This window comes from Limnohabitans sp. MORI2, assembly GCF_027925025.1.
Lineage (GTDB): Bacteria > Pseudomonadota > Gammaproteobacteria > Burkholderiales > Burkholderiaceae_C > Limnohabitans.
In genome coordinates, this window is record NZ_AP027058.1 from 2,608,518 (window position 1) to 2,623,562 (window position 15,045).

Consider the following 15,045-nt stretch of genomic DNA (forward strand, 5'->3'; position numbering starts at 1 on the left):
CGCCTACGGGTTGTTGATAGCCAGCGATTGACCGGGCAGCTTTGCCTGCCCCTTTTATTGTTGGATTTTCAAATGAAACTTCTTAAGTGCGCTGCGCTGCGTCCAAGCGCCGCTCGTCCTCTCAACACCGAAACACCCAAGCTGTTGCCCTTGGCCGCCATGATGCTGGCAGGTTCGATGGGAATTTCTCAACCTGCTCAAGCACAAAGCGAAGAAAAGACGCTCAAGACCGTCACCGTCACTGACACGCAAGATCCCAACCTCAGCAAAGAAAGCCTGCTGATCAAGCAAACGGGCATTGCCAAAGGCAACCAGCAGATCAAGGACATCCCGCAAACCGTGACGGTGATGACCGAAAAGCTCATGGCAGACCGGAATTTGGATGACTTTCGTGAAGTACTCAAAACCACCGCAGGCGTCACGTTTCAAGCAGGCGAAACGGGCGAAGAAGACGTGCGCATGCGAGGCTTTTCGCTTGGCCAAGCGGGTGACATTTATGTGGACGGTCTGCGCGATGCACCGCTGATTGAGCGCGACACCTTCAACACCGACCGCGTCGAAGTGCTCAAAGGATCGGCGTCGATGCTGTTCGGCAAAGGCTCTACCGGTGGCGTGGTGAACCAAGTGAACAAGCAACCGTTTTTGATGGATCAAAACGAGGCGAACGTCACCTTGGGCAGCGGCGAGATGCGCCGCGTGACATTGGACATGAACAAACAAACAGGCGAATCCGCTGCGTTTCGCCTCAACGCCATGACGCACCAAGCCGACAACTGGGGCGCCAAAGTTGACAAAAAAGGGGTTGCCGGTGCGTACCGCTGGGGCATTGGCGAGCGTGACGAGTACACAGCCGGTCTGTATCACCTTGAGACCGATGGTCGACCGTTGTACAACCACCCCTGGGTGTTGAGCAACGGCAACAAAGGCACCATCATTCCTGTGTTGTCTGCCAAAAATTACTACGGTTTGGCCAGCGACTATTTACGTACCCAAAGCTCCTACGGCAGCTTCACGCACAAGCATCGCTTTGACGCCGAGAGTGAACTCAAGACCACGATTCGTCAGGGTCACTATGAACGTGACCTGTGGACGCATGCCATTGGTTTTTGCAACAGCAACGCGTCCACCACGGGTAACAATGCCGCCGCAGGCTGGGCTCAACGCGCAGCATGCGCAGGACAAGGCACCATCACCAGCGCCTCACAAATCACAGACAACACCGTGCTCACACGCACATCCAAAGCGCGTCGAGGCATCAGCGATGTCACCCAAGCGCAAAGCGACTACAACGACAAATTCATCGCATGGGGCCTCAAGCACGACTTGATGGCTGGCTTAGATTTCTCCAAAGAGTCTGCCAAACGCAACAACAACGCCGCAAGTGCGGCGCTGTACAACACCAGCGCCACCAGCACTGCTACCGCCAATGTAGATCCCGCCTACACCACTTGGGTTGGCACACCCAACGATGGCGAGACACGCACAGACACACGCAACATTTTGATGATGGGGTTCAACGCGCAAGTCATCGGTGCCTATGCGCAAGACACGGTGAGCTTGAGCGACACCGTCAAAGCCTTGGGTGGTTTGCGTGTTGACCAATTCAACGCCACGTTCACCGACACCGTGGGCTACACCGCCAGCGTAGACAAAACCTTGTTCAGTCCTCGTCTAGGTGCCATTTGGCAACCCGACGATGTGAGCTCGTACTACACCTCTTACGGCACCTCGTTCAACACATCTGCTGACGCCTACGCTTACGCACTCAGTTCGGGCTTGAGTCCCACCGTCAATGGCCAACGAAACAGCAATCTCACAACCCTCGCCACGCCACCGGAAAAGAGTCGCAACCTGGAGGTCGGGGGCAAGTTTGATGTGTTCGACAAAAAGGGGTTGTTTGGCGTCGCCTTGTTCTATTCCGAAAAATACAACGAACGCAACACCGACACCGACAGCGCAGGCACGCAATACCTGCTATCAGGCAAACGCCACGCCACAGGCATGGAGTTCAACTTCGCGGGCCGCATCACGCCTGCATGGGAAGTGTTCTACAACCACACATGGATTCCGCAAGCCAAGATTGATGACAGCAGCATCGCGGCCACTGGCGACGGTGCCCAAGGCAAAGGCGACCGTCCTGCGCTCACACCCAAACACAGCGCCAGCTTGTGGAGCACCTACCGCTTCCATACCGCTTGGCGCGTGGGCGGTGGTTTGAACTACCGCGATGAACAAAACCCCGAAGGCGCTCGCACAAAAACAGCTGCTGCTTTCACCACCGCGGATGTGATGGCCGAGTACGCCCTCGACGACGCCAACTTGCTCAAACTCAACGTGAGCAACCTCACCAACAAGCTCTACGCCGACACGCTCTACCGCGGCTTTTATGGCCCCGGCGCACCCCGACGCATCGAGTTGAGTTGGAAATCCATGTTCTAAAGGAAAGCTCATGCTGCTGCACCTGCGCCATGTTCTCACCGCGGAAGAACTCCGCACAGCTCAATCCTTGTTGGGCGACGATGCCCCTTGGCTAGAAGGGCGTATCAGTGCAGGCTCGCAAGCCGCAACGGTCAAGAACAACACCCAACTGTCACAAAGCAGTCCGCAAGCGACGCAGTTGCAAGCACTCATCTTGGGCGCACTGAAACGCGACGCTTTGTTTTTTTCTTCTGCGTTGCCACGCAAAATTTTCAATCCACTGTTCAACCGCTATCGCGGTGATGCCAACCACTTTGGCCCCCATGTCGATGGCGCGGTCATGCATTCGCAAGCCACCGGCGAATGGGTGCGCACCGATGTGTCATGCACCGTTTTTCTAAGCGACCCCTCGGGCTACGACGGCGGTGAGTTGCTGGTGCAAGACACCTACGGCAGCCGAGGCGTCAAACTCGCTGCAGGCGACGCGGTGCTCTACCCCGGCACCAGCGTGCACGAAGTCACGCCCGTCACACGCGGTCAACGCATAGCGAGTTTTTTTTGGATCGAAAGCATGGTGCGCAGCGACGAGCAACGCCGCACCTTGTTTGAACTCGATATGAATTTACTCAAGCTGCGCGCGCAGCTGGGCGAAACGCCCGAGACCACCGCGCTCACAGGCGTGTATCACAACCTGCTGCGTCAGTGGGCCAACACCTGAGCATGCCGATGCACGCCCTCGACCCACACCACATCTCTAACTCGCGACTGCGCAACACCCTTGCAGTCGTGCTGTTGGCGCACATCGCGCTGCTGTGGGTGGCGCAACGCGAGATGGCCGTACTGCCCGCTTCTGACGAGTCGGGCCAAGTCATCATGGCCGATGTGGTGAGTGATATACCTAGCGCATCACCTACACCGCAAGCAAGGCCCGTACAGCAGGTCACACCAACGCCGCAGCCCGTCAAGCCGCAGGCCCCAACACAAGAGGTGGCACTGCGCACCGACAGCAGCACGTCATCCAACACGTCAACAGCCACCTCAGCAGCACCGCCTGCAGCAGGCTCGACCAAAGTGGGCGCGCCCAGTGTCATCGAGCCATCGGCTGACGCTGATTACCTTAAAAACCCACCGCCCGCGTACCCCCGTGCCAGCCGCCGCTTGGGCGAACAAGGCACGGTCATCGTGCGAGTGTTCATCACCACCCAAGGCTTGCCCGAAAAAGCTGAGGTGCGCACGTCCAGCGGTTTTGCGCGTCTTGACCAAGCAGCGCTTGAGGCTGTGCAGCGTTGGCGCTTTGTACCAGGTCGACGCAGTGGCACACCCGAAGCCATGTGGTTCAACATCCCCGTTCGTTTTGTATTGGAGTAAGTCATGCCCTCTTCTTTTGGTTTTACAAACATTTGGCTGCAAGGTGATTGGGTCACCCGCAGCATCTTGTTGCTGCTGCTCAGCATGTCATTGGCCAGCTGGGCGGTCATCCTCTTGAAGGCGCTGGATGTGTGGCGACACAAAGAAAATGCGCTCAACAGCGAACAGTTCTGGCACTGCACCAGCTTGGTCGAGGGCCTGGGCGTGCTCAGCCAACGCCCTGGCAATTTGTTTTTCAGCCTCGCACAAACAGGCCAAGAGGCCACCGAGCACCATCAAGCGGCGCAGTCGCAACTGCACGACAGCTTGGACGTGAGCGACTGGGTCACGCGTTGCTTGCGCAACAGCATTGACGACCACACCAACCACTTGCAAAACGGTTTGGCCGTGTTGGCCTCCATCGGTTCTACCGCACCGTTTGTTGGTTTGTTTGGCACGGTGTGGGGCATCTATCACGCACTGGTCAACATCGGCACCACAGGCAACGTGGGCATGGATGCAGTGGCTGGCCCCATCGGCGAAACCCTCATCATGACTGCGCTCGGTTTGGCCGTGGCCATTCCTGCTGTACTGGGCTACAACGCTTTGGTGCGTGGCAACAAATTCATCATCGCCCGCATGAACCGTTTTGCGCACGACTTGCACGCTTACTTTGTCACGGGCGCTCGCGTGCATCGCGCCGCACACGCAGGGGTGTAAGCCATGTCGTTTGAAGCCAATGACAACGCCGACGAGGTGATGAGCGAAATCAACATGACACCCTTGGTGGACGTGATGTTGGTTTTGCTGGTCATCTTCATCATCACCCTGCCCGTGATTCAGCACGCGGTGAAGGTGGACTTGCCCCGCGCCAGCAGCACACGCAACGCACCGCTCCCCGACAACTTGCAACTGTCGATTGATGCACAGGGGCAATTCTTTTTTGGCAAACAGGCCATCGACGCAACGGGCTTGCAAATCCGCTTGCAGACTGAGGCCAGCAAAGATCCACAGCCACAGTTGTTCATCCGTGGCGACAAGCGCGTGCCCTATGAATTTGTAGCGCAAGCCATGAGCACAGCGCAACGTGCGGGTATGCAGCGTATTGGCTTTGTCACCACCCAGCCATGACCACGCATAAGCCCCCGCACCCAGTCAACGCTGGCCCGTCAAACGCATCACCAGCGTCAGGGCAGCTCCCACGCACAGTCGACAGTCAAGACTTGCTCGGCTCGCAAGGGGTGCTGTACATCCGCCATCAAAACGAGGTATACCGTTTGCAAACCACCCGTTTTGGCAAGCTCATCTTGACGAAATAGCAAGCCTTGGCTCAATGCTTGTGATCGCCATGCGCGTGTGTCGCCGCGGGCGTGTTTTGCACATTCACCGTACCGCGCATGCCTGCTTCGTAGTGGCCGGGCACTAAGCACGCCATTTGCAAAGACTGGGCTTTGTCAAACTTCACCACCAACTCACCGCGCTGCCCAGCAGGCACTGAAATCGCCGCACCTGCATCATGGCTATGTTCATCGTCATGCGCTGCGCCCTGTTGCATGGCTAGTGCGTGTGCTTTGATTTGCGCTTCGTCGCCCAATACCATTTCGTGCGTGACTTGACCATCGTTGTGCACCACAAACCGAATGGTTTCACCCGCTTGCACCGCCACACGGTTGGGTGTGAAACGCATCTGATCATCCATATGCATCTCGATGCTGCGACTCACCACCCATGCACTCAAGCCAGCTTCGTTGTGTGCTTGCACCTCTACGCCATGTGAGTGTCCATGCGCGTCCGCCGCTTCAGGATGCTGTGCCAGCCACTGCCATGCGCCATAGCTGCCTAAACTCACCAACACGCCAACCATCAACACATAGGCGCTGGTGCTGCGGCGCCATGCATAACTGCTACTCAGTGCCAACGCCAAAACAGAAATGAAAAAGCCCAAGGGAACGACCCATGCACTGCGTGCAGGTGAATCTGGGAAATGCTGCAAACCACCCGTGAAAAAACCCAAACCGATGGAAAGCAATGCCCCAAGAGCCAAGGTTTTGACCAAGCCCGTTTGCTCTGCTTCATCGTTGCTATCACTTAGGCGATGCTCTAAAACCGCGCCCAACACAAACAAGCACATGCCAATGGCAGCCGTCCATAGCGAACGCTCGCTACTGAAAAAGCCGTGGTTCACGGCACCCGAGATAAAGCTGATGCCGCTGTACTTAAGCAGCATCGCTGCGTGGTGGTGTTGAAATGCAAAGGTCATGAGGCCCTCAACGTCTAAAGCTGGAAATCATACGGCGCACAACACACCGTCCCTAGATCGCGAGCTTGATTTATGGCAATTTCAATCGCGGTCATTGAGACAAACAATCACCTCTTGAAACTTTCTTGGCTATCATTCACGTCAATGAGTTTTGCTCATTCGATAGTTTTTCTCAACCAACAAAGGAAACCACATGTCTCTGATCAATACACAAGTTCAGCCATTCAAAGCCCAAGCTTTCCACAACGGCAAGTTCATCGAAGTGACCGAAAAAAGCCTGCACGGCAAATGGTCTGTTTTGATCTTCATGCCTGCGGCTTTCACGTTCAACTGCCCCACCGAAATCGAAGACGCAGCCGACCACTACGCTGAGTTCCAAAAAGCCGGTGCAGAGGTCTACATCGTCACCACCGACACCCACTTCTCGCACAAGGTGTGGCACGAAACATCGCCCGCTGTGGGCAAAGCCAAATTCCCCTTGGTGGGCGACCCAACTCACGCATTGACCAACGCCTTTGGCGTGCACATTGCTGAAGAAGGTTTGGCACTGCGCGGCACTTTCGTGATCAACCCCGAAGGCGTCATCAAGACTTTGGAAATCCACTCCAACGAAATCGCGCGCGACGTGTCTGAAACATTGCGCAAGTTGACTGCTGCTCAGTACACCGCCGCCAACCCCGGTCAAGTGTGCCCAGCCAAGTGGAAAGAAGGCGCGAAGACTTTGGCTCCTTCCATCGACTTGGTCGGCAAGATCTAATTTTTAGATCGCCTCCTGCTCACGCAGGATGGCCATCGTTCAACGCCTGCTAGCGCAGGTCGTTGAGCGCAGCGCACATTGGCTCGCCAGAGTGCGCTGTACTCAACGAACTTCCCCAACCTTTTATCAACAAGGTCAGTGCCACAAGCGCTTGACCTAGGATTTCTGCACCCTGAAACAGGAGAACACCATGCTCGACGACGCACTCAAAGCCCAACTTCAGCAATACCTTGGCATGCTGCGCCAGCCCATCCGTTTGATCGCCTCGCTCGACGACAGCGAAACCGGCAAAGACATGGGCGAGTTGCTCCACACCATCGCTGGCCTGTCAGACAAAGTCAGTTTGGACACTTCTGGCAACGACGCACGCAAGCCCTCTTTCGTGGTGGCTCGCGAAGGCGAAACGCAAGGCGTGCGCTTTGCAGGCTTGCCACTCGGCCATGAGTTCACCTCGTTGGTGTTGGCCCTGCTCTGGACTGGTGGCCACCCACCCAAGGTGGAACAAGACGTGATCGACAGCATCAAGGCGCTGAACGGTGACTTCAACTTCGAGGTCTACATGTCCCTCACCTGCCACAACTGCCCAGACGTGGTGCAAGCGCTCTCACTCATGGCCATCGTCAACCCCAAGGTCAAGACCGTGGTGATTGAAGGCGGCGCGTTCCAGAAGGAAGTGGAAGAACGCCAAATCATGGCCGTGCCCATGGTGTTTTTGAACGGCCAAGTGTTTGGCTCGGGCCGCATGAGCGCCGAAGAAATCGTGGCCAAGCTCGACACGGGCGCTGCCGCCCGCGACGCCGCCAAGCTGAGCGAAAAAGCGCCTTATGACGTGCTCATCGTCGGCGGTGGCCCCGCTGGTGCAGCCGCTGCCGTGTACGCCGCCCGCAAAGGCATTCGCGTGGGCGTGGCCGCCGAGCGCTTTGGCGGCCAGGTGAACGACACCATGGCGATTGAAAACTACATCTCGGTGCTTGAGACCAACGGCCCCAAACTCGCTGCTGAACTCGAAGCCCAAGTGCGCCACTACGACGTGGACATCATGAACCTGCAACGCGCCAGCCAAATCGTGCCCGCTACCGACAAAGGCGGCCTGACCGAAGTGCGTTTAGAGAATGGCGGCGTGCTCAAAGCCAAGAGCGTCATCCTCTCCACTGGTGCGCGTTGGCGCAATGTGAACGTGCCAGGCGAAGCCGAGTACAAAAACAAAGGCGTGGCCTACTGCCCTCACTGCGACGGCCCTTTGTTCAAAGGCAAGCGCGTGGCCGTGATTGGCGGCGGCAACTCCGGCGTCGAAGCCGCCATTGACTTGGCCGGCATCGTGGAGCACGTCACGCTCGTTGAATTTGCCGATGCGTTGAAAGCCGATGCGGTGTTGGTCAACAAGCTCAAGAGCTTGCCCAACGTGACCATTCACACCAATGCGCAGACCACCGAAATCACCGGCGACGGCAGCAAGGTCAATGGCCTGAGCTACAAAGACCGCGCCACGGACGCTGTGCACCACGTTGCGTTAGAAGGCGTGTTTGTGCAAATTGGCTTGGTGCCCAACACCGAGTTTTTGAAAGGCACTGTGGAGCTCAGCAAGTTCGGCGAAATCGTGGTGGACGCCAAAGGCCACACCAACGTGCCCGGCGTGTTTGCGGCGGGCGACTGCACCACCGTGCCCTACAAGCAAATCATCATCGCGGCGGGCGAGGGGTCAAAGGCGGCGTTGTCGGCGTTTGATTATTTGATTCGTCAATAAACGCCGCTTCAACCAAAAAGCCCAACGTTTGAAGCGTTGGGCTTTTTTATTTGACTTACTTCGAAGCCGGTTCAGACGCTGCTTTGAGTTTGAGCAACTCTGGGTCCACTTGATTGTCCACGCGATGCGGCTCTTGCACAGGCTTGGGGCCAATGCCTAAGAAGCGCAAACCACCGTCGTTCCACAACCAAAACAGCAGGTTGATGGCGGCCAGGGCATAGACCACGTTGCGCCAAAAATATTTTGAGTTCATCGCTCTCCCCTTGTGTTTAGACAGGCCGCACGCTCAACTCTGAGCTGCTGATGGCTTCTTGGCCTTGATCGGTGTCCACCAGCATCGCGCCAGTGGCGTCTACGCCTCGTGCAACGCCGTGACGGCCATCGCTCAAGGTGACTTCAAGGTTGCTCAGCGCATCGCGGGCATTGAACGCATTTTGCAGCGGTGCAAAACCGGTGCGCTCAAAGGCGAGCAAGGTGGCCAGCAAAGGCTCAGCCACCTTCATCAATGCCTCGGGTGCGGTGATGCCAGCTTGCAAGTTTTGCAGACCTAAGGGCGCGGTCGACAAGCCCTCGGCCACAGGTGGCGCGATGTTGATGCCCACACCCACCACACAATATCTGCCTTGCTCTCGGCCTTGTTCGCTACTGTGGCTCATGCCTGTGGGCAACGCAGTTTCAATCAAGATGCCAGCCAATTTGCCCCAGCCCGTAGCCGAATCGGGGCGCTTCACCCACAAGTCGTTGGGCCACTTCAAGCGCACGCCCAAATCGCCTTGCGGGTCCAAGCTACGCGCCAGCGACAGGCCCACCGCGAGCGACAAGCCCGACCAGTCTGCGGGCTTGAGCATGAGGCCCAAAGAGAAGGTGAGGGCATGGCCCACTTCGCCATGCCAAGGGCGGCCTAAGCGGCCACGGCCTGCGGTTTGGGTTTCGGCGACCAAGAGCACGGGCTCGGTTTGGCCCGCGCGCGCGCGGCGCATGAGCTCAGTATTGGTGGAGTCAATCTCTGGCAGCACCTCAACCGTCAAGCCTGGTTGCTTGGCAACCAACGCCAGCCAGAGGTCTTCAGCGGGCCAGATCATCGGTATTAGCCTTTTTTGCTCGACTTCTTTTTGTCGCCTTTGGCGGCTTTGCTTTTTGGCTTGTCCGCCTTGTTGGCCTTCTTTGCTTTGAGCTTTTCGTCTTTCGGAAACTCAGAGGTCGACGACAACAAAGTGCCACGGCACTTCTTCGCGCCGCACCAGCAGGGGTATTCCAGCTTGAGCTCGGGCGTCATAGGCGCGTCAATCACCAAACCGTAGTCGTAGTTCAGCTCTTCGCCGGCCTTGATGTCGCGGATGGCTTTGATGAACACGCGGCCGTCCACTTCGTCGGGCTCGCAGTTGGGCTTGCATGAGTGGTTGATCCAGCGTGACGAGTTGCCGCCGTACTTGGCATCGATCACATGCTTTTCGTCGATGTGAAAGTAAAACGTGTGGTTGGGGTCAGACGGGTCGTGCGGGTGGCGGCGCAGCGCCTCTTTCCAAGTGATGATCTCGCCCACGTACTCGATGATGGTTTCGCCTTTGGCGAAATCGCTCAAAGCGAACACCCCTTTGCCATGTACGCCTGAACGGCGGGTTTGAATGCGGCGGCCTTTGATGGGCGCGGGGGTGTTGGCGGGGGATTTTTGGGTCACGGAATTTTTCTGTTAACTTAAATACGTACGCATGTGCGTGCGCGCGCATGCGTGCGCGCGAGAAGCGAATTGTAGTGGTCAGTTTTTAAGGAACTTTGAAATGAGCAAAACCCTCGTGATTGCCGAAAAACCTTCGGTCGCGCAAGACATAGTGCGCGCACTCACGCCTGTGGCGGGGAAGTTCGAAAAACACGACGACCATTTTGAAAACGACACCTACGTCGTCTCCAGTGCCGTGGGCCACTTGGTGGAAATCCAAGCGCCCGAAGAATTTGATGTCAAGCGCGGCAAGTGGAGCTTTGCCAACTTGCCCGTCGTGCCGCCTTACTTCGACTTGAAGCCCGTCGAGAAAACCAAGAGCCGTTTGAACGCGGTGGTGAAGCTGGCCAAGCGCAAAGACGTGACTGCCCTCATCAACGCCTGTGACGCGGGCCGCGAAGGTGAATTGATCTTCCGTTTGATCGAGCAATACGCAGGCGGCAAAAAGCCACTCGACAAACCTGTCAAGCGCCTGTGGTTGCAGTCCATGACCCCACAAGCCATTCGCGATGGCTTTGACCACCTGCGCACGCAACAACAAATGCAAGGCTTGGCCGACGCGGCACGCAGCCGCTCAGAAGCGGACTGGCTGGTGGGTATCAACGGCACACGCGCACTCACCGCGTTCAACTCACGCGAGGGCGGCTTCTTCTTGACCACCGTGGGCCGTGTGCAAACGCCCACGCTGTCGGTGGTGGTGGAGCGTGAAGAGCAAATTCGCAAGTTCGTCAGCCGTGACTATTGGGAAATTCACGCCTCGTTCCAAGTGGCCGCTGGCAGCTACCCCGCGAAGTGGTTCAACCCCGAGCACAAAAAAGACGCGGACGACGCCGAGAAAAAACACGACCGCGTGTGGAGCGAAGCCGAAGCATTGGCCATTGCCGACGCGGTGCGCAACCAGCAAGCCACCGTCACTGAAGAAAGCAAGCCCACCACCAAAGCCAGCCCAGGCTTGTTTGACCTCACCTCGTTGCAACGCGAAGCCAACGGCCGCTTTGGTTTCTCGGCCAAGACCACTTTGGCGTTGGCGCAAAGCTTGTACGAGCGGCACAAAGCGTTGACTTACCCTCGTACCGATTCACGCCACTTGCCCGAGGACTATGTGGCCGTGGTGAAAGACACCTTCACCATGTTGGCCGACAGCGGCATGAAGCACCTAGAGCAACACGCCACTGTGGCGCTGAACAAAAACTATGTGCGCAAAATTCCGCGTGTGTTTGACGACAAAAAGGTCAGCGATCACTTTGCGATCATTCCCACCTTGCAAGCACCCAGCGGTTTGTCTGAGGCCGAGCAAAAGCTGTACGACTTGGTGGTGCGCCGCTTCATGGCGGTGTTCTTCCCCAGCGCTGAATACATGGTGACCACCCGCATCAGCACCGTCAAAGCCGCGGGCAAAGACCACGCCTTCCGCACCGAGGGCAAGGTGTTGGTCAACCCCGGTTGGATGGCGATTTACGGCAAAGAAGCCGAGGCCGACAAAGCCGAAGACGACGAAGACGGCAAAACCCTCGTGGCCTTGAAAGCGGGTGAAACCGCCAAAAACGAATCGGTCGATGCCAAAGGCCTCAAAACCCGACCACCTGCACGCTACAGCGAAGCGACGTTGCTCGGTGCGATGGAAGGCGCGGGCAAGCTGGTGGAAGACGACGAGCTGCGCGAAGCCATGCAAGAAAAAGGCTTGGGCACGCCCGCCACGCGCGCGGCCATCATCGAAGGCTTGCTGAACGAAAAATACATCATCCGCGATGGCCGCGAGATGATTCCCACCGCCAAAGCGTTCCAGCTGTTCACACTGTTGCGCGGCTTGGGCGTGGAAGAGTTGTCCAAGCCCGAACTCACAGGCGGCTGGGAATACAAACTCTCGCAAATGGAACACGGCAAATTGAGCCGCGAAGCCTTCATGCGCGAGATTGCCGAGATGACGGAGCACATCGTCAAAAAGGCCAAAGAGTTTGACCGCGACACCATCCCCGGTGACTACGCCACCTTGAAAACCCCCTGCCCCAAATGCGGCGGTGTGGTGAAAGAAAACTACCGCCGCTACGCCTGCGTGGGCAAAGACGCGAACGCCTCTGACTCGGGCGAGGGCGGCGCAGGCTGCGGCTTCTCGATCAGCAAGATTCCAGGCGGGCGCACCTTTGACGTGGCTGAAGTGGAAGAGTTTTTGACGAACAAAAAAATCGGTCCACTCGATGGCTTCCGCTCCAAAGCGGGCTGGCCGTTCACAGCTGAGATCGCCCTCAAGTACAGCGAAGAAGAGCAAAACTGGAAACTCGAATTCGACTTTGGTGACGACGGCGCTGACTCCGGCGAGATCGTCGAGTTCGGCGATGGCGAGCCCTTGGGCAACTGCCCCAAGTGCGGCAGCCCTGTGCACGAGCACGGCAGCAACTATGTGTGCAGCAAGGCTGTGCCCACGCACGCACAAGCCACACCGAGCTGCGACTTCAAGAGCGGCAAGATCATCTTGCAACAGCCCGTGGAGCGCGAGCAAATGATCAAGCTTTTGTCTGAGGGCAAAACCGATTTGCTCGACAAATTTGTGTCCATGCGCACACGCCGCGCGTTCAAGGCGTTCTTGCAGTGGGATGCCGAAGCGGGCAAGGTGAACTTTGCGTTTGAACCTCGCACCAGCAAGTACCCCGCCAAAGGCGGCAAGACGCCCACAACCAACGCGCTCATCAAAGCGGCTGGTAAAAAAGTGCCTGCCAAAACAACGAAAGCCAAAGCTGAAAAAGTCGCCAAGCCCAAAGCACCCCGCAAAGTGACAGCAGGCTTCTTACCAAGCGCCGAGCTGGCCAACGTGATTGGCGCAGAAGCGGTGGCCCGCACCGAAGTGATCAAAAAGCTGTGGGACTACATCAAGGCCAACGGCTTGCAAGACGCGACCAACAAGCGCGCCATCAACGCCGACGCGAAGTTGAAGCCCGTGTTTGGCAAAGACCAAGTGACCATGTTTGAACTCGCTGGCATTGCGGGCAAACACTTGCGCCCCGTGGGTGAATGACCATGAGTAGCCAACCCATGATTGCCACGCCGCAGGCCATGCACTTTGCAGACGCGCTGGTGCTGCAAAGCGGCGCGAGCGTGCGCGACTACACGCTGGCCTACGAGACCTATGGCACGCTCAACGCCGACAAATCCAACGCCGTGCTGGTGTGCCACGCCCTGAACGCCTCGCACCATGTGGCGGGCGTGTACGAAGGCCAAGCCAACAGCGAAGGCTGGTGGGACAACATGATTGGCCCCGGCAAGCCTGTAGACACCAACCAGTTCTTTGTGATTGGCGTGAACAACCTCGGCTCTTGCTTTGGCTCCACCGGCCCCATGCACACCGACCCCGACACGGGCAAGGTGTATGGCGCAGACTTCCCCGTGGTCACGGTGGAGGACTGGGTGAACGCACAAGCTTTGTTGCTCGACCGCTTGGGCATTCACCAACTCGCCGCCGTGCTGGGCGGCAGCTTGGGCGGCATGCAGGCCCTGAGCTGGACGCTGCAACACCCCGAACGCGTGAAGCACGCGGTGGTGGTGGCGAGTGCACCCAACCTCACGGCAGAGAACATTGCGTTTAACGAAGTGGCGCGCCGCGCTATCGTGACCGACCCCGACTTTCATGGCGGCCACTTTTACGCGCACGGCGTGGTGCCCAAGCGCGGCCTGCGCATTGCGCGCATGGTGGGCCACATCACCTACTTGAGCGACGATGTGATGAACGAGAAGTTCGGTAGAGAGCTACGCGAAGCCGTGGCCCACAACGCCACCGGCTACAAGTACTCCACCCAAGACATTGAATTCCAAATCGAAAGCTATTTGCGCTACCAAGGCGACAAGTTCAGCGAGTACTTTGACGCCAACACCTATTTGCTCATCACCCGCGCTTTGGACTACTTCGACCCCGCCCGTGCATTTGGTGGCGATTTGTCGGCGGCGTTTGCGCGAACGCAAGCCAAGTATTTGCTGGTGAGCTTCACCACCGATTGGCGCTTCTCGCCCGCACGCAGCCGCGAGATGGTGCAAGCCTTGCTCGACAACCAGCGCGATGTGAGCTACGCCGAAATTGACGCGCCACACGGCCACGACGCTTTCTTGCTCGACGATGCGCGCTACATGAATGTGGTGCGCTCGTACTTTGCGCGCATCGGCCAAGAGCTGAGCACAGGAGTTGCCGCATGACCAATAGCACCTTGAAAGCCATTGCCGCCCTCGTGCCCCAAGGCAGCCGCGTGCTTGATCTGGGCTGCGGCGACGGCGCGTTGCTCGCTCACCTGCAACAACACAAAGGCTGCACCGGCTACGGCGTAGAGCTGGACGACACCAATGTGCACGCTTGCGTGCAACGCGGCGTGAACGTGCTGCAACTCAACCTCGACTTGGGCCTGAGCGTGTTTGCCGACCAATCGTTTGACGTGGTGCTGCAAATCGACACCTTGCAACACCTGCGCAACGCAGAAACCATGCTGCGCGAAACCGCACGCGTGGGCAAAACTGGCATCGTCGCCTTCCCCAACTTTGCGCACTGGCCCAACCGCCTGAGCATCTTGCAAGGGCGCATGCCCGTGACCAAGCGACTGCCCTACCAGTGGTACGACACGCCCAACATCCGCGTGGGCACGTTCAAAGACTTTGAGGTGTTGGCCGAGAAAAACGGCTTGCAAGTTACCGATGCATTTGGTCTGCAAGACGGCCAGCGCGTGGACACGTGGCCCAACTTATTGGCGGGCACGGCGGTGTTTAAGTTTGAACGCTCTTAAACGCTGACTTCTTAGAAACCTCACAAAGCCCGCCCACTGTGCGGG

15 protein-coding genes are annotated in these 15,045 nt (G+C 57.7%); 11 read left to right on the top strand and 4 right to left on the bottom strand.

Annotation, left to right across the window (positions count from 1 at the left end; genetic code table 11):
- The first annotated feature begins 72 nt into the window (after positions 1-72).
- The 6 genes from QMG27_RS12500 to QMG27_RS12525 are packed head-to-tail and all read left to right on the top strand — an operon-like array spanning position 73 to position 5,084.
- Positions 73-2,439 carry a TonB-dependent siderophore receptor gene (locus QMG27_RS12500; protein ID WP_281811808.1) on the top strand — a complete coding sequence of 789 codons (2,367 nt, stop codon included), beginning with the start codon at positions 73-75 and terminating at the stop codon, positions 2,437-2,439.
- 10 nt (positions 2,440-2,449) lie between these two features.
- Positions 2,450-3,136: a Fe2+-dependent dioxygenase gene (locus tag QMG27_RS12505; protein ID WP_281811809.1), complete on the top strand. Its 687-nt coding sequence runs from the start codon at positions 2,450-2,452 to the stop codon at positions 3,134-3,136.
- 2 nt (positions 3,137-3,138) lie between these two features.
- Entirely contained in the window at positions 3,139-3,786 is a 648-nt protein-coding gene (locus QMG27_RS12510) for an energy transducer TonB (protein ID WP_281811811.1), read from the top strand.
- Positions 3,787-3,789: 3 nt separating this feature from the next.
- Positions 3,790-4,485: a MotA/TolQ/ExbB proton channel family protein gene (locus tag QMG27_RS12515; protein WP_281811813.1), complete on the top strand. Its 696-nt coding sequence runs from the start codon at positions 3,790-3,792 to the stop codon at positions 4,483-4,485.
- Positions 4,486-4,488: 3 nt separating this feature from the next.
- On the top strand, positions 4,489-4,896 hold the full coding sequence (locus QMG27_RS12520; protein ID WP_281811815.1) for a biopolymer transporter ExbD: 408 nt from the start codon (positions 4,489-4,491) through the stop codon (positions 4,894-4,896).
- Complete coding sequence (locus tag QMG27_RS12525) at positions 4,893-5,084, top strand: hemin uptake protein HemP (protein WP_281811817.1); 192 nt, start codon at positions 4,893-4,895, stop codon at positions 5,082-5,084. Before QMG27_RS12520 ends, QMG27_RS12525 begins: the two co-directional genes overlap by 4 nt.
- An 11-nt stretch (positions 5,085-5,095) precedes the next feature.
- On the opposite strand, the gene QMG27_RS12530 is transcribed toward QMG27_RS12525, so the two are convergent.
- Entirely contained in the window at positions 5,096-6,025 is a 930-nt protein-coding gene (locus QMG27_RS12530; protein WP_281811819.1) for a plastocyanin/azurin family copper-binding protein, read from the bottom strand.
- 193 nt (positions 6,026-6,218) lie between these two features.
- On the opposite strand from QMG27_RS12530, the gene ahpC reads away from it, so the two are divergent.
- Together ahpC and ahpF are read left to right on the top strand one after the other, a co-directional pair.
- Entirely contained in the window at positions 6,219-6,782 is a 564-nt protein-coding gene (ahpC, locus tag QMG27_RS12535; protein ID WP_281811821.1) for an alkyl hydroperoxide reductase subunit C, read from the top strand.
- A 190-nt stretch (positions 6,783-6,972) separates the two neighbouring features.
- Positions 6,973-8,526, top strand: coding sequence for an alkyl hydroperoxide reductase subunit F (gene ahpF / locus QMG27_RS12540; RefSeq protein WP_281811823.1), 1,554 nt, complete (start codon positions 6,973-6,975; stop codon positions 8,524-8,526).
- A gap of 55 nt (positions 8,527-8,581) precedes the next feature.
- Here ahpF and QMG27_RS12545 read toward each other — a convergent pair whose 3' ends face one another.
- The 3 genes from QMG27_RS12545 to QMG27_RS12555 are packed head-to-tail and all read right to left on the bottom strand — an operon-like array spanning position 8,582 to position 10,204.
- Entirely contained in the window at positions 8,582-8,779 is a 198-nt protein-coding gene (locus tag QMG27_RS12545) for a hypothetical protein (protein WP_281811825.1), read from the bottom strand.
- A gap of 16 nt (positions 8,780-8,795) precedes the next feature.
- Complete coding sequence (locus tag QMG27_RS12550) at positions 8,796-9,608, bottom strand: biotin--[acetyl-CoA-carboxylase] ligase (RefSeq protein ID WP_281811827.1); 813 nt, start codon at positions 9,606-9,608, stop codon at positions 8,796-8,798.
- A 5-nt stretch (positions 9,609-9,613) separates the two neighbouring features.
- Positions 9,614-10,204 carry an SET domain-containing protein-lysine N-methyltransferase gene (locus QMG27_RS12555; protein ID WP_281811829.1) on the bottom strand — a complete coding sequence of 197 codons (591 nt, stop codon included), beginning with the start codon at positions 10,202-10,204 and terminating at the stop codon, positions 9,614-9,616.
- 100 nt (positions 10,205-10,304) lie between these two features.
- Here QMG27_RS12555 and QMG27_RS12560 point away from each other — a divergent pair, with 100 nt between their 5' ends.
- From QMG27_RS12560 to metW, 3 genes are read left to right on the top strand one after another with little or no spacing between them, the layout of a single operon-like run.
- The gene (locus QMG27_RS12560) at positions 10,305-13,253 is read left to right on the top strand and encodes a DNA topoisomerase III (protein WP_281811830.1); all 2,949 of its coding nucleotides are present in this window, start codon (positions 10,305-10,307) and stop codon (positions 13,251-13,253) included.
- A gap of 2 nt (positions 13,254-13,255) precedes the next feature.
- Complete coding sequence (locus QMG27_RS12565) at positions 13,256-14,422, top strand: homoserine O-acetyltransferase (protein ID WP_281811832.1); 1,167 nt, start codon at positions 13,256-13,258, stop codon at positions 14,420-14,422.
- Entirely contained in the window at positions 14,419-15,000 is a 582-nt protein-coding gene (gene metW / locus QMG27_RS12570) for a methionine biosynthesis protein MetW (RefSeq protein ID WP_281811834.1), read from the top strand. The genes QMG27_RS12565 and metW overlap by 4 nt, the downstream gene beginning before the upstream one ends.
- Positions 15,001-15,045: the final 45 nt, after the last annotated feature.